General features: G+C 52.5%; 24 protein-coding genes and 2 pseudogenes. 10 read left to right on the top strand and 16 right to left on the bottom strand.

Annotation, left to right across the window (positions count from 1 at the left end):
* Positions 1-125: 125 nt before the first annotated feature.
* The 7 genes from AC1RKH_RS26730 (at position 126) to AC1RKH_RS26700 (ending at position 4,969) form a co-directional block, all read left to right on the top strand.
* Complete coding sequence (locus AC1RKH_RS26730) at positions 126-314, top strand: PFL_1563 family small protein (RefSeq protein WP_185015272.1); 189 nt, start codon at positions 126-128, stop codon at positions 312-314.
* Positions 315-491: 177 nt separating this feature from the next.
* Positions 492-1,361 carry a DUF6279 family lipoprotein gene (locus AC1RKH_RS26725; RefSeq protein WP_493064317.1) on the top strand — a complete coding sequence of 290 codons (870 nt, stop codon included), beginning with the start codon at positions 492-494 and terminating at the stop codon, positions 1,359-1,361.
* A gap of 96 nt (positions 1,362-1,457) precedes the next feature.
* On the top strand, positions 1,458-2,195 hold the full coding sequence (locus AC1RKH_RS26720) for a DUF899 domain-containing protein (RefSeq protein WP_493064316.1): 738 nt from the start codon (positions 1,458-1,460) through the stop codon (positions 2,193-2,195).
* A gap of 72 nt (positions 2,196-2,267) precedes the next feature.
* Positions 2,268-2,738, top strand: a complete 471-nt coding sequence (locus AC1RKH_RS26715) for an AraC family transcriptional regulator (protein WP_493064315.1) — start codon at positions 2,268-2,270, stop codon at positions 2,736-2,738.
* Positions 2,739-2,980: 242 nt separating this feature from the next.
* Entirely contained in the window at positions 2,981-3,844 is an 864-nt protein-coding gene (locus AC1RKH_RS26710; RefSeq protein ID WP_493064334.1) for an FkbM family methyltransferase, read from the top strand.
* Positions 3,845-4,421: 577 nt separating this feature from the next.
* Positions 4,422-4,706 (top strand): DUF3077 domain-containing protein, encoded by a 285-nt coding sequence (locus AC1RKH_RS26705; protein ID WP_493064314.1) that lies wholly within the window; start codon positions 4,422-4,424, stop codon positions 4,704-4,706.
* On the top strand, positions 4,703-4,969 hold the full coding sequence (locus AC1RKH_RS26700; RefSeq protein WP_103316269.1) for a short-chain dehydrogenase: 267 nt from the start codon (positions 4,703-4,705) through the stop codon (positions 4,967-4,969). The genes AC1RKH_RS26705 and AC1RKH_RS26700 overlap by 4 nt, the downstream gene beginning before the upstream one ends.
* 270 nt (positions 4,970-5,239) lie before the next feature.
* On the opposite strand, the gene AC1RKH_RS26695 is transcribed toward AC1RKH_RS26700, so the two are convergent.
* The 4 genes and pseudogenes from AC1RKH_RS26695 to AC1RKH_RS26680 all read right to left on the bottom strand — a co-directional run bounded on the left by AC1RKH_RS26695 (position 5,240) and on the right by AC1RKH_RS26680 (position 7,672).
* A complete protein-coding gene (locus AC1RKH_RS26695; RefSeq protein ID WP_493064313.1) occupies positions 5,240-5,824 on the bottom strand; it encodes a hypothetical protein in 585 nt (194 codons plus the stop codon).
* A 203-nt stretch (positions 5,825-6,027) separates the two neighbouring features.
* A pseudogene (locus tag AC1RKH_RS26690) lies at positions 6,028-6,596 on the bottom strand (transposase); the annotation flags it as partial.
* A gap of 153 nt (positions 6,597-6,749) precedes the next feature.
* Positions 6,750-7,157: a contact-dependent growth inhibition system immunity protein gene (locus AC1RKH_RS26685; RefSeq protein WP_493064312.1), complete on the bottom strand. Its 408-nt coding sequence runs from the start codon at positions 7,155-7,157 to the stop codon at positions 6,750-6,752.
* A 194-nt stretch (positions 7,158-7,351) separates the two neighbouring features.
* A complete protein-coding gene (locus AC1RKH_RS26680; RefSeq protein ID WP_493064311.1) occupies positions 7,352-7,672 on the bottom strand; it encodes a hypothetical protein in 321 nt (106 codons plus the stop codon).
* 204 nt (positions 7,673-7,876) lie between these two features.
* Between AC1RKH_RS26680 and AC1RKH_RS26675 the strand changes: the two genes are divergently transcribed.
* Positions 7,877-8,065, top strand: a complete 189-nt coding sequence (locus tag AC1RKH_RS26675) for a hypothetical protein (protein WP_493064310.1) — start codon at positions 7,877-7,879, stop codon at positions 8,063-8,065.
* A gap of 126 nt (positions 8,066-8,191) precedes the next feature.
* Here AC1RKH_RS26675 and AC1RKH_RS26670 read toward each other — a convergent pair whose 3' ends face one another.
* From AC1RKH_RS26670 to AC1RKH_RS26615, 12 genes and pseudogenes are all read right to left on the bottom strand, one after another.
* The gene (locus AC1RKH_RS26670; protein ID WP_493064309.1) at positions 8,192-8,602 is read right to left on the bottom strand and encodes a hypothetical protein; all 411 of its coding nucleotides are present in this window, start codon (positions 8,600-8,602) and stop codon (positions 8,192-8,194) included.
* Between the two features lie 66 nt (positions 8,603-8,668).
* A complete protein-coding gene (locus AC1RKH_RS26665; protein WP_493064308.1) occupies positions 8,669-9,229 on the bottom strand; it encodes a hypothetical protein in 561 nt (186 codons plus the stop codon).
* A gap of 213 nt (positions 9,230-9,442) precedes the next feature.
* Positions 9,443-9,871, bottom strand: a complete 429-nt coding sequence (locus AC1RKH_RS26660) for a hypothetical protein (protein ID WP_493064307.1) — start codon at positions 9,869-9,871, stop codon at positions 9,443-9,445.
* Between the two features lie 5 nt (positions 9,872-9,876).
* Entirely contained in the window at positions 9,877-10,191 is a 315-nt protein-coding gene (locus tag AC1RKH_RS26655) for a hypothetical protein (RefSeq protein ID WP_493064306.1), read from the bottom strand.
* A gap of 207 nt (positions 10,192-10,398) precedes the next feature.
* The gene (locus AC1RKH_RS26650; protein WP_493064305.1) at positions 10,399-10,842 is read right to left on the bottom strand and encodes an RDD family protein; all 444 of its coding nucleotides are present in this window, start codon (positions 10,840-10,842) and stop codon (positions 10,399-10,401) included.
* Between the two features lie 124 nt (positions 10,843-10,966).
* Positions 10,967-11,353, bottom strand: a complete 387-nt coding sequence (locus AC1RKH_RS26645) for a hypothetical protein (RefSeq protein ID WP_493064304.1) — start codon at positions 11,351-11,353, stop codon at positions 10,967-10,969.
* Between the two features lie 219 nt (positions 11,354-11,572).
* Positions 11,573-11,938 carry a hypothetical protein gene (locus AC1RKH_RS26640; RefSeq protein WP_493064303.1) on the bottom strand — a complete coding sequence of 122 codons (366 nt, stop codon included), beginning with the start codon at positions 11,936-11,938 and terminating at the stop codon, positions 11,573-11,575.
* A gap of 3 nt (positions 11,939-11,941) precedes the next feature.
* Positions 11,942-12,223, bottom strand: a complete 282-nt coding sequence (locus tag AC1RKH_RS26635) for a deaminase domain-containing protein (RefSeq protein WP_493064333.1) — start codon at positions 12,221-12,223, stop codon at positions 11,942-11,944.
* Positions 12,207-12,914, bottom strand: coding sequence for a transposase (locus AC1RKH_RS26630; RefSeq protein WP_493064302.1), 708 nt, complete (start codon positions 12,912-12,914; stop codon positions 12,207-12,209). Before AC1RKH_RS26630 ends, AC1RKH_RS26635 begins: the two co-directional genes overlap by 17 nt.
* Positions 12,915-13,015: 101 nt before the next feature.
* Positions 13,016-13,204, bottom strand: a pseudogene (locus tag AC1RKH_RS26625) (IS4 family transposase); the annotation flags it as partial.
* Positions 13,205-13,358: 154 nt separating this feature from the next.
* Entirely contained in the window at positions 13,359-13,745 is a 387-nt protein-coding gene (locus AC1RKH_RS26620) for a hypothetical protein (RefSeq protein ID WP_493064301.1), read from the bottom strand.
* A 9-nt stretch (positions 13,746-13,754) separates the two neighbouring features.
* A complete protein-coding gene (locus AC1RKH_RS26615; RefSeq protein WP_493064300.1) occupies positions 13,755-18,872 on the bottom strand; it encodes a hemagglutinin repeat-containing protein in 5,118 nt (1,705 codons plus the stop codon).
* A gap of 606 nt (positions 18,873-19,478) precedes the next feature.
* On the opposite strand from AC1RKH_RS26615, the gene AC1RKH_RS26610 reads away from it, so the two are divergent.
* The gene (locus tag AC1RKH_RS26610; RefSeq protein WP_493064299.1) at positions 19,479-19,763 is read left to right on the top strand and encodes a DUF3077 domain-containing protein; all 285 of its coding nucleotides are present in this window, start codon (positions 19,479-19,481) and stop codon (positions 19,761-19,763) included.
* Positions 19,760-20,026, top strand: a complete 267-nt coding sequence (locus AC1RKH_RS26605) for a short-chain dehydrogenase (RefSeq protein WP_493064298.1) — start codon at positions 19,760-19,762, stop codon at positions 20,024-20,026. The genes AC1RKH_RS26610 and AC1RKH_RS26605 overlap by 4 nt, the downstream gene beginning before the upstream one ends.
* Positions 20,027-20,088: the final 62 nt, after the last annotated feature.

Here is a 20,088-nt window from a genome sequence, read left to right as displayed (position 1 = left end):
GTTATTACGAACAGCAACTTATGAATAATCGACACCTACCCTCGGTTATTTCAGGCAGATATTTACCAAGCAATTGTCAAGTATTTCCTGTACGATGCCTGGCCAAGTTAATTTTCTACAGGTTAATGGCCGCCATGCGTGTAAAAGCATCCAACAGCAAAGCAAAGCCAGCTCCAGCCGTTGAAACCAGCGAATCGATCAACGACCAGATCGCTCTTTTCCTCAAGTCCGGCGGCGAGATCCAGCAAATTGCCAAAGGCGTCAGCGGCCAGACATTCGGCCCGTCCAAACAGATCACCCTGGGCAAAAAGTAATATCCCCCTCGCGTTACCCTGGTCCCTAAGCGCTTTGAGCTTCGAAGCGCTAGGACTGGAACCCTCTCCCCCCAAGCAACATCCTGCAAAGCCAAACGCACGTTCTATTGATCGGCTGAGCTGTCGGGTCCATCCTGCGTTCAGACACCAGAACTACGCCCTTGCAAGGATTGGCTCATGTCGCGCTGGTTCAAACACCTGGCTCTGCTCCTGACCCTGTGCCTCGCACTGCCGGCCTGCAACCGCATGGGCATGGCCTATCGCAATCTCGACGTGATCATTCCCTGGACGCTCAGCGACTACCTGGACATGACCAGCGAGCAGAAAGACTGGCTCAACGAACGTCTCAAGGAACACCTCAGTTGGCACTGCTCCACGCAATTGCCCGGCTACCTCGACTGGCTCGATCGTTTGCAGCGGATGGTCGAAACCAATCAAGTCACGGACGCCGCGCTGCAAGCCAGAATCCTCGAAGCCAAGCAAGCCATCGCCCAAACCACCCGGGAAATCACCCCCTCGGCAGTCCAGTTGTTGCAGGGATTGAATGACCAACAGGTCGATGAGATGAAGCAGGCCTTCGCCAAAGACTTGCGTCAGCGTCAGGACCAATATGTAAAACCGCCGCTGGCACAGCAGATCAAACATCGCATCGAGCGGATGGATAAACGCCTGGGCGACTGGCTCGGACCGCTGAACAATGCTCAGGAACAGCGCGTTGTTGCCTGGGCCAACGCGCTGGGCGAGCAAAACCAGCAATGGATCGCCAACCGCGCTCATTGGCAGGCACTGTTCAGCGCTGCGGTGGAACAACGCCACAACAGCGACTTTGCGCAACGCATCGAAACCCTGTTGGTCGATCGCGAGACCCTATGGACCCCGGCCTACCGTCAGGCTTACGCCAACACCGAAGCCCAGGCGCGCAGCCTGATCGTCGACCTGATGGCCGACAGCACTGCCGATCAACACCAGCATCTATTGAAGAAAATCGACAAGGTACGCAGTGATTTCAGCGCATTGAAGTGCTTGAAGGCAGCGGGTGCTTCTTAAATGCCGGCAACCGATTGGCAGCTTGTCGATTCCAGTGTCGGTCAAACGACTAGGCTGTGTAAGCCACAAAACGCCAACCTCGCAGGAGGGAAAGTCATGAACAGCGTGCAACAGCACAAAGTCGTGTCCCGAGAAGAATGGCTCGCGGCCCGCAAACAGCATCTGATTCACGAAAAGGCCTTTACCCGGGAACGCGACAAACTCAGTGCCGAACGTCGAGCACTGCCTTGGGTGAAAGTCGACAAGAACTACGTGTTCGAAGGCCCCGACGGGCGGCAAAACCTCGCGGATCTTTTTGGAGGCAACAGCCAACTGATCATCTATCACTTCATGTTTGCCAAGGGTTGGGAAGAAGGCTGCCACGGCTGCTCGTTTGTCTCGGATCACATCGACGGCGCCAATCAGCACTTGGCCCACCATGACGTCTCGCTGGTGGTGGTTTCCCACGCGCCATTGGCCGAATTCCAGGCGTTCCGCAAACGCATGGGCTGGCAGTTCAAATGGGTCTCATCGGCCGGCAGTGACTTCAACGCCGACTACAAGGTGACCATCAGCGAGCAGGAACTCGCGGACGGCACCGCGACCTACAACTACGATAAAAGCACCAGCACCGAAGGTGAACTGCCGGGGCTGAGCGTGTTTTATCGCAACGACGCCGGGGAAATCTTCCACACCTACTCCACCTACGCTCGCGGCCTGGACCTGCTGGTCGGCGCCTATAACTACCTCGACCTGACGCCCAAGGGCCGCAACGAAGAGCAAGGCATGAAATGGGTGCGCCATCATGATCGTTATGAAGACGAACCGAGCGCCAAATCCTGCGGTTGCGAGTAACTCAGAGTCAGCCTTGCCTCTGTCGGGCGAGGCTCGCTTATCAGGTCCGACGCTGACAACAAGGACACTTCGATGAACGTCACCTTGATAGAACTGCCACCCGCCCGCGTCGCCTACCTGCGCTACACCGGCCCTTACGGCCCAGGCATCGGCACCTTCTGGCGCGAGACCGTCGCCCCGTGGATGATCGAAAACGATCTGCTGAACAAAGTGCGTTATGGCATCGGCCATGACGACCCAAGCGTCACCCCGGCCGCATATTGCCGTTACGACGCTTGCGTCGAGGTCCCGGAGGGTTTCAATGCGGCCTTCCCGTTCGCCGTCACCACCCTGCCCGGCGGTCTTTACGCGGTGGCCCGCTTCAAAGGTCCGGCCTTGCAGATTGCCGCGGCATGGGGCGAACTTTGCGCTCAGTGGATGCCGGCCAGTGGCCTGGACTACGACAAACGCCCCAATTTCGAACGCTACCCGGTGGATGCTTCCTACGACCAGAAGACCGATGTGATGGAAATGGATATGTGTGTGGCGGTGAAGAAGCGCTAGACCTACGCCTGTTGATGTACCTCCTCACGCAGGCGTGCTCAAGTCTCTCCAAGGTTTTACGGGAGCTTGAGCCGTGCCTCACGAGACATACGCCATCAGGTTGATCTTGTTGCCATTGACTGATTGCCACTCTCAAATTTTAGCGGTAGATGACTCAGACAACGCGGTCTCTTCTCGATGACAAATAGCCATCAAAATGATACTTTTACGCCATCATTCAGAGGGGATTCAGCGCAGTGGATATGGCCGGTATACAACCAAATATTCGAATGACAGAGACGGTAGTCACAAAAAACAACCATTCGCTGAAAGCATTCAAAGATGACCTGATCACTCAAAAAATAAAAAAAAGGGGCATTTATGAAGGTTTGCCACTTTCGCTTGTCGCCAGAATCCTGCAAAGAATTGAAAACGCTGTGGTCCTGGATATCGGAGCGAATATTGGCAATCACGCCTTGTCGTTTTCTCTGGATGCCGCCCGGGTCTACGCGTTCGAACCCGTCAAGTCCACCTTCAACCTGTTGAAGGAAAACATAGAACATAACCGCATTGACAATGTGACCTGCTTTAACTACGGACTCTCGGACACCGATGCTTCGGCAGAAATATTTGTTGATGAGACCGGCAATATAGGTGGCTCGAGCATTGAGTACAAAGGCCAGAAATCCTGCGCCGAAGTCATCCAGCTTGCCTGTGGCGATAGCTGGGCCGAATCATTGGCCGGCACTATAAATAAAATCGACTTTGTCAAAATAGACGTCGAAGGGCATGAACCCAAAGCACTCAAAGGCCTGAAAAATACGCTACTGAAGTTTCGACCGCTCGTCATGCTCGAATATAACGATAAAGCCAATATCGAAGCTTTCAAAAAGATGAACATATTTGACTCATACTTTCCGGACTATCAGATATTCGTACTAGGCAACAGCTTTGACCCTGAGTATTACGAACAGCGAAGCCTGGCTAAAGTGAGACGCTTTGTGGCTCGTACCGTAACCAGAAAATCCGTAAAGCTCTACGCTTTCGATCCATCAAGGCTCTATCACAACCTGTTGTTGGTCCCGAAAGAGAAGGTTTCTTTCCTGGCACAAAAAGATTTGAAGTAAGCCACTTTCGGGCTTCAGCGAACGAAGATAGGGTGCACGGTTTTCCTGGATAAAAAGTCAGGCTCTGAGTCGGCAGGAAAGCCGTGGTTTCCTCTAATAATGGGTGCCCCCTTTTTGCTATCAAACAGGACGAATTTATCTTCGACAACCTTGCTCAGGCGCCGGTAAATAAATCAGCGGCGCGCTTTTCCTGTTAATCCCGCCCAGTTGCGTTCATCGCAACCGGCGATCGGTATCTGCGCACACGGCAACTGTCAGTCTCGGAACAAACCTACAAACAAACCACCTGCGTCGGACCTTAGGGCGATTGACTGCCACAGCCTCACTCCCTATCCTCGCGCCTGTCACGACTCATTCGTGATCGGGTTTGACGGCTCGGCAATTCCAAGATGCGCATGGTTCCTCAACTTTGCTCGTGCACTTGTGTGCCCGCTGCACAGCTTAATGGTAACTGTGTGCGGGGCACTTTCGAGTGCGCCGGGTATCTTGGACCGGTCCGTCAACCTGCGCACAGTTGCCACCCATTCGTTTGACGGCGACCCAGTGGCAGCTCTCTGACTTCCAAGGAGCTACACCCATGACCGATCCAACCACCAAATTTACCCCCTTCGCCCGCTGCGACCACGTCGACCATTACCTGTTCGCCGTTCAGCCCGACATCCCGTTACTCGACGCACTCGAACACGCCTCGGTCTACCTGAGCTGCGCCGAAGCCCTCGCCCATCAAGCCCCCACCGCCACCCGCCCGGAACACATCGTCTCGTTACGCTGGGCCAGCCAGCAGATGCTCGGCACCGCACGCTCACTGGTTCAGGCGTCGATCGACGGACTGCACGCCGCCCAACCGGGAGATGACGCATGAACCCGCACATGCCGATGACCAACAACGATTGCGATATCCCGGTGCTGCTGGTCGCCACCCAAGCGCCTCTGGATGTGCTGCACAGCAACGCCGCTGCACGGTTTCTGGCGGTCACGCAGATGATGGAAAGCCTGGCCAGCCTCGACATTGCCCATGCCAAAGGCGCAGACGTGCAGCAAATCGCCCACGCAGCGGCCATGCTGCTGCGTGATGGTTGCGATGTGATGGATGTGTTGGGGCGCCAGATTCGGGCGCAGCACTGAAGTAACGCATAGGCTGTTTCCGCACTTTGCGGGGAGGAGCTGATGAGCCTCAGGTCGTGCGTGCAAAATCTTGCAAAACGATGGTGTTCAACGCCGTACCCCGCGATAACTATGTACCTTATCGCGGGGTACGATTTGTTTGTTGATGCAAGCACGTCGATCGGCAAGGGCCGAGGTACGGAGGAATGGGCACCCGAAGAAGGTTAAGTAAGTGCCATTCAAATCCGTCCCCTTTTCCCTGATTAATGGGCGTCCTATTTCCTAGTGTTGTTACAAAAACCGAAATTTCCAATAGTCATTACCTGCCTTTACCCAGTATCGTTCATTATCAGGAATCAGAAAGCTGAAATCCGCACACTCGGAGATCCAATCTGAATAGGCAAGGTCTTCATGAGCGCGCCCATAATCCAGATGCATATATATTCTTCGATCAAAATTTATATAAAACTTCGGAAGCCGTGAAGAAATGACATTGGCATGCTTAAAGTCAGACGAGCTTAACGCCTCACCCGTTAAATAGTGTGCCTCAACCTTCTTAAAGATATCGCCGCCACCCCCAATAAAGCTCTCAAGTTCAAACGAAGATAGGATTTTTTCATTTGAACTCTGTAAATACTGCGGAAAATTATCCGCATTCATTCTCAGAACGCCCGCTCTAAATTCCTTACAAGCAAGATCATACTGTTCCTGGGTAATATCCCCACCATCGAGGTAGGCACGATAATCTTTTTCCGCATCAAGACAAAAATTATATTTTTCATCCACAATCCAAAAGCATCTCCCCAAATGAACAAAAAAGCAGACACTTTTTTCGCCATTCCAGAGATCATCGAAAACCGATTTATTCAATGTCATTTCCCGAACTCCTTGAGAAACTCATCTTGGGTATAAATACGCGCATTACTCGAGTTTTTTTCGAGCAGCGATTCCCAAACCTTAGGTAACTCCAACGAGTAACCTGGCTGACCCGGATCTACTCTTTTTGGTGCGTCAGGATCTCTTGGAATACCAGGAACCGGTTTCTGAGGTATCACTCTGTCCATAATTTCCTTATGAAGGCCGGCATCAACGTCTAAAACTGCTCCACTGGCGAGGCAAATGATTCCCACCAAACGGCAGATGGGAAAGCCCAATCCGGCTTTTTGTCCACGAGATTGTGGATACGCCTCTTGGTTGGCCAGCGTATCCGGCAGGGTGACCGTGGTGCCATCCACAAGACGCACAGGTCGCCCCATCCAGCGCCATGACGGCGGTGCCTTGTTGCTCATTGATGTGCCGGTGGAGCGCACAAAGTCGAAACCATCTCTACCGGCAACCGTGCTCGGGCTTTGCAATAAGCCCCGGTATGAACGCTGCTGGGCTTTAAACCATCGCAGGAACGCTTGATCGACAAGTCATTCACCGCATTCTGGCAAGAGCGATCAGCATTCATCGCCTGGGCCAAAAACATCGACAGTGTTTCGGCCGGAGGGAACAGCCGCTGACGATGTTTGGGTATCGTTGACTCAACGCGTTGCAGTAGCTCTGGATCGCTGAGCAACTTGAAGAAGGCGTGAGCATTACTGTGGGTGGCGTGTTGACGAATGCGCTGCTGTTGATGCCTGACGATTTGACGTCTACGATTCACTCGGGCTGGTCCTTGCTCTGTGGGTGTGTGTTCGCAACTATCACCGTAGACCAAGGCCAGCCTTTTTTCATTTTTTTGCAGTCACATCAGCTAGTTAGCTGCTAAGTAAGCGCCATTCAAATCTGTTCCCTTTTCGCTTCAGTTACGCGCCTCTTATCCAATAACACTAATTAGCTTACTCTCCAAAACACTTGCAGACTTTACAGCATCAGGCTCATCTACCAAAGATCCTCCATTCTTAACCAGAATCGAGCGCATTTTCTGCGCCAGTAACACATTATTGCTCCAATAGGATGACGACAAACGCGCAACCGCCGCCAACAACTCTCCATCATCTATATAACCTGAAAGCAGGTCTTTACCAAGAACATCAACCACCAAAGGCAACAACTCCGATGAGAATAAGTCCTGCCTCACCGCGCGGCACAAATCCTCAATCTGAAGATCTTCAATAGGTATATCGCAAACCGACAGATACCATTGCGTTAAAGAAGAGGGATCATCCTCGGGTTGCCACGTGCTATTAAGACCAGCGGCTATTGAACGAAATGTTTTTTTCATATACCCCCCATAACTGCGTTTTCAATACGTTTTATCGCATCAAGTGCAGCCTGCCGTGCGGCTTGCGCCTCTGGATTATTGACATCTTTTAACCTGTAAGAGGACCAAAAAGGGGACGCCCATTAGCCGGTCCTACGTCAAGATCCAAAGCCTGCATCAACTGCCCCCCAGAGTCTTTTGCGCCCTTTGCACTATTACAAAGGATGATCTTTCAGATAGGCACTAATATCTTCGCTTGCGATTCCCGGAGCTCCTGCTTGAAGCCATTTCTCAAATCCCTCAGGAAAGGCGGTTAAATACTTTCCATCTTTATAAGCTCCTGAAGAAGAAACACCAAATCCCGAAACAAATCTTAAATGATGCACTGCAATCACCCATAGCCCCCGCAACTCTGGTTCTTGAGGAGCACCTAAAGACGCCTCAGAAATGTAAGGAGAGTCCCCTTCAACAAAATCCAACACATCTTTAGCTCGCCCGACACTAATTAGATTTTTTATAGTATCTATCTTTCCCAAAACACGCCTCGCTCATCAAAAAGCAAAACAAAAAAGGGAACGGCGATTTATTTTCGACGACCAAAATCGTTTATCAATAAATAAATCTACCCCTTTTTCGCAGGGTTCGACCGGTTCAACCGATCAGGTTTAGCGAGGAAAACACCCTACCGTTAAAAAGCAGGGCGGGTAGGCTTTGGATCTTGACGTAGGACCGGCTAATGGGTGTCCCCTTTTCTTTGCGGCGCGCTGCCGTCGGCGATGATCGCCAGGCTTTTACCGGCATTGAGCGTGCTTTGCTTGGCGGTCTGGCTGTCGTACTCGCTGGTGCTGGTGTTGTGGGTGCTCGCCAGTTCGGTGCCGATCTTGATCAGCGAACCCTTGCTGGCAGAACCACCTTTCTTGTTCGCATAGCCCGACCGACCATGGAGCGGTTACGCTGTTACTGCGACGACCCCATGTACGTCACCCGCGCAGCTCTATGGCCGCTCGTACAGGCAGGCTCAGTACATGCAATGCGCGGCCGAACACCTGATTGGCTTAACCGCGAATGCGGCGCTCAGTGAACTCATAATCTTCCTGGCAATCGCCGGAAGGGTCTGACGCCACATTCACGTAATGCACCGTGTCGGCATCGATCAACTTGTAGGTGTAGACATCTGGCAAACGCACTCCATCAGTTCTCAATTCATTCTTGCCATTGGCAGCCAACCAGCTGCCATGTTCGGTTTGAATCGGCTGGGTCTGCTGGGCATCCCGGAAAAAGGTGACGGTGAAGCTGCCGTCGGGCTTGAAGTCATTGTTCCAGGATAGGAACTGGCATTTGCCGTTTTCTGCCCGCAGGCCTTTCCATGAACCAATCAAGGATGGATCGTTGGCCGGTTTGTTGGCGGCACAGCCACCTAGAGTTGCTGCCAGGACGATAAGGGTCAGGGAGAAATTCCGTTTCACGTAGTGCTTCCTTCTTCAAATGGATTCTGTGTGTTGCGATGGCTCAGCGTTGACTCAAATCCGGCCTCAAAGGCCCGGTACGCTCGCGACGGGAATACGCGTTTCTGACTGAGTGACATCGTAGACATGCTGTTCACAGCGGTCATCCACAAACTGAAACTCCACCAGATAAACCTTGCTTCGTTCCGGTGTGAAAGTGCTTCTAACCGGGCCACATCGGTAGACACGCCCAATGCTCTCGTCTCTGGCGTAACCCGATACCACGAACGGTTGATCGGCGTCGGCCTGTACTTCCAACTGCGGGAAGTGCTTCAACGTTGCGCTGTGGACCGTTTCGTTGAGCGTGGCAATCCAGCCAAACACCTTGCCCCGGCCGGTATCCGCCACAGTTCCCTGCACATCCATTCGCTGGTCAGGATCCGTTGCGCGCCTGATCGAAAACTCTACTGGGTAGATGGCACCCGACGCTTTCATGATGACCTTGGCGTGTTGCGTATCGACGGTCACTTTGTCCTGGTGCAGTTGGATGCCGTTATTGAGCAAACTGGGGGAAGAGTCTCTGACGTTGGATTTACACCCTGGCAACGTCAGAATCAGGCTCAACATTAGCAGTGAAGTTTTTTTCATGAACACTCCATGTACATCATTAAAAATTACTTGCCGCCCGACTGGGGTGTCTCAGGAGCAGACAACGTTGCCCGTTCCTTTTGCACCTCATCAGCAGCCGTGAGAAGAAGGGACCCTTTTTGCTTTTTGCAAAACTTTGGATTTCAAAACACCGGCTGATAGGTTGCAACGCCTTGTTGCGCCGACCGGTTGAGCGCCCCCCCTTTTTCGGTGCTAATCAATCCCCTCTGTCCACATGACAATGAATTCTCGATCATGTCGCTTCTTTGTTAGCCAGATGAAGAAATCGTCAAATTGCTCTTCTGACCAAGGATCCAACGGATCAAGTTCCACAACTGAATATTCGAATATAAGGGTGCCTTGATCTAAACCGACAAAGCTAACTTCGTTAACACCTACTTTCCTTTGAACCGACACATTCCATGACGGATCAGTAAAGAAATACTTGCTATCATTGACGAATAGAATAGGCCCTTCGACTGAGGAATAGACTCCGACAAACCCGCCGGGAAATCCGACATAAAAAGCCTTGCTTCGCGGCTTGCATTGACCAACATCTTCTTCTGAAATCGGATTGTAATTTTGATCGCACGACAGAACAAATCGCCTGTCATTTTTATGTCGCAAATAAATATGCCCCATGATCATTACCGCCCTATTAAGTGCATATATTGTTGAATATATGATTCAGGCTGTTTCTGTAGCCATTCACCAAACTTCCCGAGCAGAATATCAACATTAGGATTTGGTCGAGCTGCCGACTGAATGATGTCAGTGTAGGTACGACCGTTATTGACCAAATAATCAACGGTTGGCCCTAGCGGATCGTTGTAGCGAGCTTGATTGACTTCATAAATATAATCCCTAAGCGGCTCAGGTGTTAGATCCTTATATTCAACACCAAGCTGTCGCCTTGCCAGGTTGGCGTCCGTTGCGAGGCCGCGAAGCTCATCTTGTGTCATGTCGGGCTTTATCCTTTCGGCATAAGAAGAAAGATCAGCAACTTTCTGCTCATATTCTTGCCGTAATGGGTTCGCCTTAACGTTGGAGCCCAAGCTATCAATTAGTTGTTGCTGAAAAAAGGGGACAGATTTATTTACGACAACAAAAATCGATTATCCACAAATAAATCCGGCCCCTTCTCTCATAACAGCCATACAGAAATCAATTTATTTGACATTGACCACCATGGTCATGGCAAGCATATCGCCGAGACGTCGCCTAAACCCGAAAAACACAAAGACCGCGTCTAAAATACTAAACATTACTTTCGGAGCGTTTCGTAAAAGCGACTGAAAAATCGTGCACTTCGTATTCACAGGAAATCCTACTACGGACATCTTCAACAACCGTTTACCCACACTCTGGCCGTTCGGTAGAGCATCACAAAACAGAAAATAGCTGATCGCGAGAACCAGCAGAATATTATTTATCACGTTGTAAAAAATCGCGACGCCGTAGGAGCTACTCGCCATGAGTATATAACCAATCAATCCTTTCAAAAACATCAGAACAAACACAATAGACAGATCAATAAAATATCCAGCCAAGCGTTTGCCCGGACTGGCCAAATCGTATAACGGCTTCAATGCTTCGGATTCAGTATTACGCATCAAGCTCTCCACCATCTGAAAAACACAAAAAAAATCGGCCAAAAGCAAACTTAGTTAATCCTTAAGAAATGTGGTTTGTCCCTGAGGCCCCCCTCAGGATCCATCCTAGTTCATGCCTTCCTTTTTAGAATCGACCAACTAACTTGTTATATCTCTCACAAACCATGTTATAAGACAGAACAGAGTCATCTACATCGTGCAATACACAGTTCCAGAGCTTACCAAAACTCAATATAACTTCTAGACACATCAATCTAGATTTTTGAGTAAAATCTAATCCAATCTCAATTATCGTCTGTGGAACCGCTCCCAGTACGCTCTGCCATTCCAGCATATCCTCAGCATCACAAAAATCCTCAAAAACGTCTTTTGACAACATCGCTAGCCATATATCCGACTCACCTTCACTCACTCCCCCCCGAGGGGACTTGCCATATTTGATCGAACCACCAACACTACGTATAAACCCCTGAAATTCATCCGTAGTCAGTATCTCCGAAGAAATGATCATTGCAGAGCCCCCCATGATTACAAACCTCCTTTGCTTGCACCACATTCAAAAAGTTGCTCAACGCTATCCACAACCTTAACACCTAATTTTTCGCACGCCTTTATCTGCTGAGCTTTAACGAAATTTGGGGCAAACAAAATTAAGCAAAAAAGGGGACAGTTTTATTTACGACAACAAAATTCGCCCACAAATAAATCTGCCCCCTTTTCCTTTCCACTATCAAATAATACCTAAAAGCTCCAAATCCAACTTAACTTCTTTTGCATCAGAGTCTGAAAGCTGCGCTAAGAGCGTTGCCAATCCATGCATATCGATTAGCTCTTTTATGTCTTTCGAAGCAATATCATATGCAGCTTTAGGTTCTCTGCCAGCAGAAAGCATAAGCCCAGCAGTATAAAGCATAAGCTCTTCTATTGGACTATTAAAACTACCGTCCATTTCATTTAATGCATACCCAACTTCCAACTCTCCCTCAGCCCAAGAAAACCCCGACCTCTTATTCTTTCTAAGCTTAAGTCGACAGTAGATTGGATAATAGAAAAATATCCTTTGCTGCACTTCCTTATAACTCAACAACACAGACATAAATCAGTCCCTCAGCACTCTACGACCATTAGGATTAGCGAGCACATTCACATCAATATTTGGGAAGCGAGCCTTGAACTGTGAAATAGCATCACTGCAGCTAGCACAAACCTTTAATTCGCTAAAGATATCTATTGTTCCACTAGCACCTTTATTGCCACCCAGCATATCTGAAACATTATCAAGTATCTTGTATTCAGCATCTGTAGCCCTATCTATAGGACGACCTTTTGCGTTATTAATTGTTTTCGGGAAAAAGGGGACAGATTTATTTTCCCACTCCAGGCTTTTCCCTTGGCCGGCCTTGACCTCGACGCTCTATTCGAATCCCCGCAATCTGTTCTACTTCATCGATAAAACGTCCCGTCCCGGTTAGCTGTCCACGCTGTAGAGCTTCACGAATAAGCCTTACTTCTTCGCTGGAAACAGCTTGTCGTACAAAACCCTCATAATTTTTGTACCGTTCCAGGCTGGTATCACCCAACACATCAAAACAGGCGTCAGTATCTAGCCAATCGCTATCAGGCAGATGGCCCACACGCGCCCGGTAACTCGACCAAGGGTAGTCCGCCGCATCAGCTACCATGCATGCGCGTACCGGATTCAATTCAATATAGCGACAGCATGCCAACAGATAAGTATCGGATTGCACCACACTGGACTTGTACCGACTCTCCCACAGCGTACCGGTACGACCCTCCAACCGATTGCGGTAGCGAGTGGCACGCGCCGCCAGCGCCTTCATTAGCTGCCCCAGTCCTGCCACCGATTCGCTTGGCGCCAACAACAAATGGACATGATTGGTCATCAGGCAGTAGGCATACACCCTTACCCCAAATACCTCCTTAAGTTCTCGAAGGTCGGCAAGATAACGCTGATAGTCCTCGGTAGCAGCAAACACCACCTGACGGTTATGACCGCGTTGGACAACGTGATGCGGGTAGTTCGGCAAAACAATGCGTCCCATCCTGGGCATGAGCAACCTCCTTCCATGGAGTTTTCAGCCTAGCAAATCAGCGGAAAATAAATCTGTCCCCTTTTCCGCATAAATATAATCCCTAAGTACAAAAAGGGGACGCCCATTAGCCGGTCCACTCGTTTGATGGCATGTTTGGGGTAGGCCCGGCCCGGCATGAAACGCCCAAGCCCTGTCAGAGTGAGCCGACGACCTCGGAGTAATGCGCCGACACAACACATCAACGTTTTCAGACGGCGAGGATGGACAGTGGGAAGTGCTTGAGCGAGCGCGCTGTGTAAAAATCGGATGGCCTACATGGGATCGGGATCTTGTTTTTGTGTGGTGCAATACAAGCTGCCGACCCGTGCAGGTCTCTTCAATTCCTAGGTTCTTGATTTGTCGTAAGAAAAAGCGGAGATTTCTCAGGGTCTGTCCCCTTTTCGCGCTCCACTAAATGGCAGTTTAGATTTCAATTTCCTGAGTCATCCCCACCGCTGGTTTCAGCTTGATAAAATTAAGCCATGCCAATAGAGCCATCTCAAACGAGCCTAGACTAAGTAGCTCGAAATAATTTTCATCATGGAGTGAGTAAATTTTTACCTGCTCCTTCGTTAATTCAGCTCCCCAGGCATCGCGACTCCAATCTGCAAAATCAACCTTAGACTTCTTAACTGATTCTATTCGATTCATACCCTCATCTAACCACGACACGGTATCCAGAAATATTTGCCCTCCATCGTCAGTTAAGAGACAGGCTAGCGGGCTAACGCCGTCTTTATTGACAACGCTTGAACTACAGCTCGGTGAAAGAGATCCAACTGACTCTTCCCATGAAAAATGCAACTTCATTTTACGCACCTAAAGTTTTGGATAGACAGTAGTTTTCGGACTTATATACCCCTCGACTCGGACACCACTAGGGGTCGTTCCGGTCCATTTATTACCTACAACTATTCTGTTTTGGAAGGCCCCGTCCACTTCAACTTTTACTCGATCTGCGGTCCAAGAATCGGGAAACAGTGTAGACATACCGCCATTGTTCGTCTTAGGCAAAAACTGTCCTGGATTAGCTGGATCTGCCACCTGAATTTTAGCGCTATAAACACCTTGCGCATTCGGTGTTGAGGCTGTACCAGGAATCACTTGAACATCACCCGTTACTGTTGAATGTCCGCCAACGACATTGCCATTTGGCTTTACTTCAGCACTAAGTATATGACCATCAAAATCAATCGGAGCAGTAACTTTGCTTACAGATAGTGAGGCTTGCGCATTGAGATCAACTGCGCCTTTTGCAACATTTCTATCTACTAAAGCACCGGCTTCGGCGTCTGTGAAGGCACTGCTCGGATTCAGATTACTCGATACAGGCCCTTTTGCACCCGCCCCAACCTCAGCCAGCTTTCCAATCCGACCTTCCGGCAGCAGCAGATTGACTGCCATCTGCGCATCATATTTGGCTCGAACCGCCGCGCTAGCAGCTGTGTCGCCCTGCAGCTGATACAGATAGGTCAGTATTTCTACGTCATTCTTATTCTCACGATAGCTGCTCCACAGCCTATCGGGGCTCGCCATCGAGAACAATAGACCGTTTGCGATCTGGCTCGTTGTATCTGCGGGGTGGTTGAAAAGGCTATTGCCCAGTGCCCAGAAATTGGTAGCTGCACCTGTAGTAGCATCCCAATACCCCTGTGCAGACCCCTTCAGAACACCTGCAGTATAGGCACCAAGACTGTCACGGAAATTCAGATTTTTGTCATAAAAATCCTGGTTACGATAGCTCTCAACTGTTGGTAAAAAATTGAAGTTTGGGTTCAGATATTCGCCGTTAAGGCGGTTATCCGCATACGCTTCCGGGTGAGTGACGCTGTAATTTTGAAGCAGCCGAACGGTTTCTTCTGGGGTGTAGCTTTTTTTATCACTGAGCAGTGGAAAACCGTTGACCGTCGCAGTGACATCGTAGGTATCCGCCAACGGCGCTAATGCAATGCCCAAATGCTTGAGTGTGATGTCATCGGGTGCCGACGCTTTGGAGTCAACGACCTTACGCCAGCCCGCATCTGTGTAGTACACCAATGCTCTCGCCAAGCGCGCCTCCGCCTCGGCTTCCGTGATGCCTGCGTCCTTGGCCAACGCTTCCGCTTGCGCCTCAAGCCGCGGAATCTCCGCGGGGTGCATCTGACGGTTATACAAATCAACGCTGGCTGCGGTCCTGGCCGCCGATATCTGCGCTAAGGTATTTCCGCCCGATGCTGCGGCCCCAACACTCCCTGCAATAAGAGTGGAGAGAGCTTTCAACTGACTATCGGGTACGCCACTCTTTTTCAATGCATCGGTGATGATTGGCATCAACGCCGCAGACGTAGCCGCGCCGCTGGCGCCACTCAGTGCATTCCCGGAAGACAGACCTTGCACAGCACCCGCCAGGGTATGCAGTAAGACTCGTGCTGCACCACCTTCGGCCCAGGCTGCTTGTGAGCTTTCATCCTTGTTTTTGATCGCGTTTTTTAATTGATCGTTGGCATAGTCGCCAATTTTCTTGTAGGTATCAGCAGCGGTGGTATTGGCGACGATACCGACCGCCGTACCTCCACTCACGCCCCCCATGCTTGCAGCGATCAGGCCGGCAGCAACGTCAGCCATGATTCGTTTGTCGCCACCAATATCCCAGCGTTTGGCTTCAGCAATGGCCGTCTGTTTTTCTTCATCGGAAGCCGCCGAATTTACTTTTTCGTCTGCGGCCTGCTTTTGTGCCTTCGCTACTTCGCTGATGATGCTGTTAGAGAGCGCAACGGTGCTCTGAATAAGATCAATCCGCTCCTGCATCGCCTTTTCATCAGGCTTATCCAGCTTCTGATTGGCGTTTGCGGTATCCCTATTCAGCCCGACCAGATCATTCGCACCCTCGGCGTTACGCACGATGATCGTGCCTTCGCTGACCGCACTGCGGGTGCTGCTGTGGTCCGCATCTGTCAGCGACAGCGGAACGCTACCGCCCAGGATCGTGCCGGAGTTGCTTCCATAGGACGCCGTGAAACCAGCCGACTGGCTCTTGATATCGCTGGTATTTTTGATGTCGCTGACGATCAGACGATCGGTGCTGAGCAGGTTCTTGTCCGCGGACGCCTCACTGGCTATCACCGCGCCCTGCAAGGTGGTCTTGTCACCGACAGTGATGTCGTAGCCACCCTTGCCGGCGAACAAACCGCTCTGGTCCGTCACGGCCTTGTAGTCGCTGTTCATGTTGCCAGCGGCCAGGCTTGCGGAAGCTGTCACTGGTGCGCCGTAGCAGAACGGCGGAATGCAGATGCTCCCGCCGAAACCGGCACTGCCCTGTTTGCTCTTCTGGGTCTCGGTGTCCTGACGCGAAGTAATGGTGAGGTTGCCATCGACCTGCGCCTGGATGCTATCAGCACGCACCTGCGCGCCTGCCAGGGTGGTGTCATTCCCACTGTGCAGGGCGAGAGAGCCGGTATCCAGAGTGCTATTGACTTGAGTAACGGAACCACCGGTGCCCATGCTCTTGGCGATTGATGCCCCCAGGTCGAGGGTGAACCCATTCTGCTCGCCGAGGTTGAAGCTGACGCCAATGGCGGTTCTGTTGTTACTACTGTCATTGGCCCAGTTAGCCGTGTTTTGTGCGCTTTCCAGGGTGATGTTGTTTTTAGCCAGCAATACGGTATCGGCGGCTTTCAAGCTGCTGCCAATAACATGAATATCACCCGCCGTTCCCGGCGCGCCGCCATCGGCGATGATCGCCAGGGTTTTGCCGGCATTGAGCGTGCTTTGCTTGGCGGTCTGACTGTCGTACTCGCTGGTGCTTTTGCTGTGAGTGCTCGCCAGCTCGGTGCCAATCTTGATCAGCGAACCGTTACTGGCCGAACCTTGCTTGTCCCCATAATCCGCGCCGGCACCATCGGCACCGGCCGCCATACCGCCCAGACCATTGAACGCCATCGCCGCCTGAGCCAGCTTCACCGCCTTGAGTCGCGGATCGTCGGCGTTGTTCGCCGCTTTGACCGCACTGCGAATGGTATTGACCGTATCTACAATCGCGCCGCCAACCACCCGTCCCACAGCCAGGCTGCTGGATTTGTCGGTGCTGCTCTGGCTCGCGCTTTCCATACCGGCAGCGATGGTCACCTTGGAACCGATCAGGCTCATGTTCTTGGTGCTGACCAGGTCGCTGGCGATCACGCTCAGTTCACGGCCACTGGTGAGGCTGACGTTGCCCTCACTGGAGCCGATAGTGCTACCCGTCAACGTGGTTTGAGACGACTTGCCGGTATGGTTCTGGCTGCTGACCGACAGGTGCTGGTTGCCGGTAATGTCATCCAGGCCCAGGTTGTTGGCGGTGACTATCCCCATCAGGTCGCGGTTCTTTTCCTTGTGCAGTTCATTGCGTGTGAAGGTGTTTTCAGCCGCATTGATGGTCAGGTCGCGCCCGGCCTGTACCGTCAGATCCTGGGTACTGACCAGGGACGAACCGGTGATGGTGGCGTCACGACGGGCGGCGACATCCACGGTATTGCCCGAGATAACACTGCCGACTGCCTTGGTTTGGGTTTCAGCGAGCTGGTCCTGCATCTTGCTCGACTTCAAACCGCCCCAACTGCTTTTACTGGAGCTCTTCTCATGGCGGGCGCTGTTGGAGTCGGTGACCGCAACAATCTGCACGTCATTGCCCGCGACCAGTTGAACGCCGCCTTTGTCCGCCGCGACCTCGCTGCCTTTGATCAGCAGGTCTTTACCGGCCAGCAAAACGCTGTTGCCCCCTGAGGTCACCGCGCTGGCGATGTTGGTCGTGCTGGCAACTTCATCGAGCTGACTCTTCTTGCCTGATGAGCTTTTCTTGGTTTTGCTGTAGAAGCTGTAATCGCTGTCCTCGGCAGACTGGAGTGTCAAGTTGGCGCCAGCCACCAGATACGCCTCATCCCCCGCACTCACCCGACTGGCAATCAACCCCAGATCCTTGCCCGCACTCAGCGCAACACTACCGCCCGCATTGAGAGTGGTGGACACCTGCTGCACATGATCTTCCTGGCTCTTCACCTTCTTGCTCTGGCTGTACGAGTGCTGCTCGTCCGCCGCCGAGGCCAGGGTCAGGTTTTCGGTGGCGCTCATGGCGATGTCGCGCTTGGCGTCGATCTGGCTGGCGATAGCCGTGAGGTCACGCCCGGCGTCGACTTTCAGATCACGGCCAACGTCAACACTGGAGCCGTACTGAGTGATGGTTTGATTGCGGTAGTTGGGGCCGGCCTCGTTGCTGTCGACCTGCTCGGCGGAGGTGATGTTGACATCACGACCGGCGCTGATCGTGGTGTCGGCGCCGCTTTTCAACACGCCGCCGGTGTTGTTGATATCGCGTCCGGCGTTGATGGTCAGGTTGTTGGCCGCTTCGATGCGAGCTGCGCTGTCGACGAAACCCCGTTGCTCGCTGCGGTAGTCGCTGGCGCTTTCATGGGTGGTGACCGTGCGTTCGTTGATCACGTCGCCCTTGATCGCAGTCAGGCTGACGTCACGCCCGGCGATGATGCCACCGGCCTTGTTGACGAGGTTGTTACCCGCCAACAGGTCCAGACGATTACCGGCTTCCACCAGGCCGCTGTTGACCAGGTCGTTGCCAGCGGCAGCCGACAGGTTGTTGCTGGCACGCAAGGTGCCGGCGTTGTTCAGGTCCTTGCCGGCGATCAGCGTCACGTCGCTGCCCTGGATCAGGGCGCCATTGGCGGCCAGCCGGTTGTTGGCGTTGGCCAGGTACAGCACCGGCACCAACACTTGCTCGCCGTTGACCTCGGCGTTTTCCATCCAGACGATGTCGTGGGTCAGGGCCGCGACCTGCTCAGAGGTCAGGCTCACGCCCAGCGACAGGTTGAGTTCGTTTTTACTGGCGACAGCGTTGTTCATCAGGTACTTGAACAGCGCCGCGTCCGAGGTCTGACCATCGATGAAACGCTGGCCGGTACGGGCGACCACGGCTTGTTGAATCAGCTTTTGCTCGTATAAGCCGTCACCCAGACGTTTGGCGTTTTTGTCCGGGTCGTAGCCGAGGTTCGCCAACAGGTAGTCCGAACTCATGAACTGCTTGAGGTCGGTCAGTACCGGGTTGGTTTCGATCAGGTACTTCTGTGGGTTGGACGGAACGGTGCGGGCGGGTAAGCCTTGGACACGATTGACCGTGAAGGCAGTGAAGCTGCCGGGTAATCCTGCGCCTGATGAGGCTGTGCTTGAGGTTGTGGCATCGGGGACGCTGGCATCAACGCCAGTCCCGGAACAAACCTACAAACAAACCACCTGCGTCAGACCTGGGCCGATTGACTGACCTCGCCCCACTCCCTATCCTCGCGCCTGTCACGACTCATTCGTGATCGGGTTTGACGGCTCGGTGGTTTTAAGGCGCGCACTGTCCTTCAACTTTGCCCGTGCACTTCTGTGCTCGACGCAAATCTTAATGGTGACTGTGCGCGGGGCACTTTCGAGTGCGCCGGGTGCCTTAGACCGGTCCGTCAACCTGCGCACAGTTGCCACCCATCGTTTGACGGCGACCACGTGGCAGCTCTTGATCACTAAGGAGCTACACCCATGACCGATCCAACCACAAAATTTACCCCCTTCGCCCGCTGCGACCACGTCGACCATCACCTGTTCGCTGTCCAACCCGACATCCCGTTACTCGACGCACTCGAACACGCCTCGGTCTACCTGAGCTGCGCCGAAGCCCTCGCCCATCAAGCCCCCACCGCCACCCGCCCGGAACACATCGTCTCGTTACGCTGGGCCAGCCAGCAGATGCTCGGCACCGCCCGATCATTGCTCCAGGCTTCGATCGACGGACTGCACGCCGCCCAACCGGGAGATGACGCATGAACCCGCACATGCCGATGACCAATAATGATTGCGACATCCCGGTGCTGCTGGTCGCCACTCAGGCGCCGTTGGAGGTGTTGCACAGCAACGCCGCCACACGCTTTCTGGCGGTCACGCAGATGATGGAAAGCCTGGCCAGCCTCGACATTGCCCATGCCAAAGGCGCAGACGTGCAGCAAATCGCCCACGCAGCGGCCATGCTGCTGCGTGATGGCTGCGATGTGATGGATGTGTTGGGGCGCCAGATTCGGGCGCAGCACTGAAGTAACGCACACACTGTTCCCGCACGTTGCGGGGATGAGCTGAAGAGCCTCAGGCCGTGCGT

The sequence above is a fragment of the Pseudomonas sp. GW822-FHT06B12 genome, from assembly GCF_058799675.1.
Note: the sequence above shows the minus strand (reverse complement) of the source record. Positions and strands in the feature narration are given on the sequence as shown.

Bases quoted from the DNA above. Each gene is read 5' to 3' on its own strand.
- AC1RKH_RS26730 (WP_185015272.1), top strand. From the start codon at position 126: ATGGCCGCCATGCGTGTAAAAGCATCCAACAGCAAAGCAAAGCCAGCT.
- AC1RKH_RS26725 (WP_493064317.1), top strand. From the start codon at position 492: ATGTCGCGCTGGTTCAAACACCTGGCTCTGCTCCTGACCCTGTGCCTC.
- AC1RKH_RS26720 (WP_493064316.1), top strand. From the start codon at position 1,458: ATGAACAGCGTGCAACAGCACAAAGTCGTGTCCCGAGAAGAATGGCTC.
- AC1RKH_RS26715 (WP_493064315.1), top strand. From the start codon at position 2,268: ATGAACGTCACCTTGATAGAACTGCCACCCGCCCGCGTCGCCTACCTG.
- AC1RKH_RS26710 (WP_493064334.1), top strand. From the start codon at position 2,981: ATGGCCGGTATACAACCAAATATTCGAATGACAGAGACGGTAGTCACA.
- AC1RKH_RS26705 (WP_493064314.1), top strand. From the start codon at position 4,422: ATGACCGATCCAACCACCAAATTTACCCCCTTCGCCCGCTGCGACCAC.
- AC1RKH_RS26700 (WP_103316269.1), top strand. From the start codon at position 4,703: ATGAACCCGCACATGCCGATGACCAACAACGATTGCGATATCCCGGTG.
- AC1RKH_RS26695 (WP_493064313.1), bottom strand. From the start codon at position 5,824: ATGACATTGAATAAATCGGTTTTCGATGATCTCTGGAATGGCGAAAAA.
- AC1RKH_RS26685 (WP_493064312.1), bottom strand. From the start codon at position 7,157: ATGAAAAAAACATTTCGTTCAATAGCCGCTGGTCTTAATAGCACGTGG.
- AC1RKH_RS26665 (WP_493064308.1), bottom strand. From the start codon at position 9,229: ATGAAAAAAACTTCACTGCTAATGTTGAGCCTGATTCTGACGTTGCCA.
- AC1RKH_RS26660 (WP_493064307.1), bottom strand. From the start codon at position 9,871: ATGGGGCATATTTATTTGCGACATAAAAATGACAGGCGATTTGTTCTG.
- AC1RKH_RS26655 (WP_493064306.1), bottom strand. From the start codon at position 10,191: ATGACACAAGATGAGCTTCGCGGCCTCGCAACGGACGCCAACCTGGCA.
- AC1RKH_RS26650 (WP_493064305.1), bottom strand. From the start codon at position 10,842: ATGCGTAATACTGAATCCGAAGCATTGAAGCCGTTATACGATTTGGCC.
- AC1RKH_RS26645 (WP_493064304.1), bottom strand. From the start codon at position 11,353: ATGATCATTTCTTCGGAGATACTGACTACGGATGAATTTCAGGGGTTT.
- AC1RKH_RS26640 (WP_493064303.1), bottom strand. From the start codon at position 11,938: ATGTCTGTGTTGTTGAGTTATAAGGAAGTGCAGCAAAGGATATTTTTC.
- AC1RKH_RS26630 (WP_493064302.1), bottom strand. From the start codon at position 12,914: ATGCCCAGGATGGGACGCATTGTTTTGCCGAACTACCCGCATCACGTT.
- AC1RKH_RS26620 (WP_493064301.1), bottom strand. From the start codon at position 13,745: ATGAAGTTGCATTTTTCATGGGAAGAGTCAGTTGGATCTCTTTCACCG.
- AC1RKH_RS26610 (WP_493064299.1), top strand. From the start codon at position 19,479: ATGACCGATCCAACCACAAAATTTACCCCCTTCGCCCGCTGCGACCAC.
- AC1RKH_RS26605 (WP_493064298.1), top strand. From the start codon at position 19,760: ATGAACCCGCACATGCCGATGACCAATAATGATTGCGACATCCCGGTG.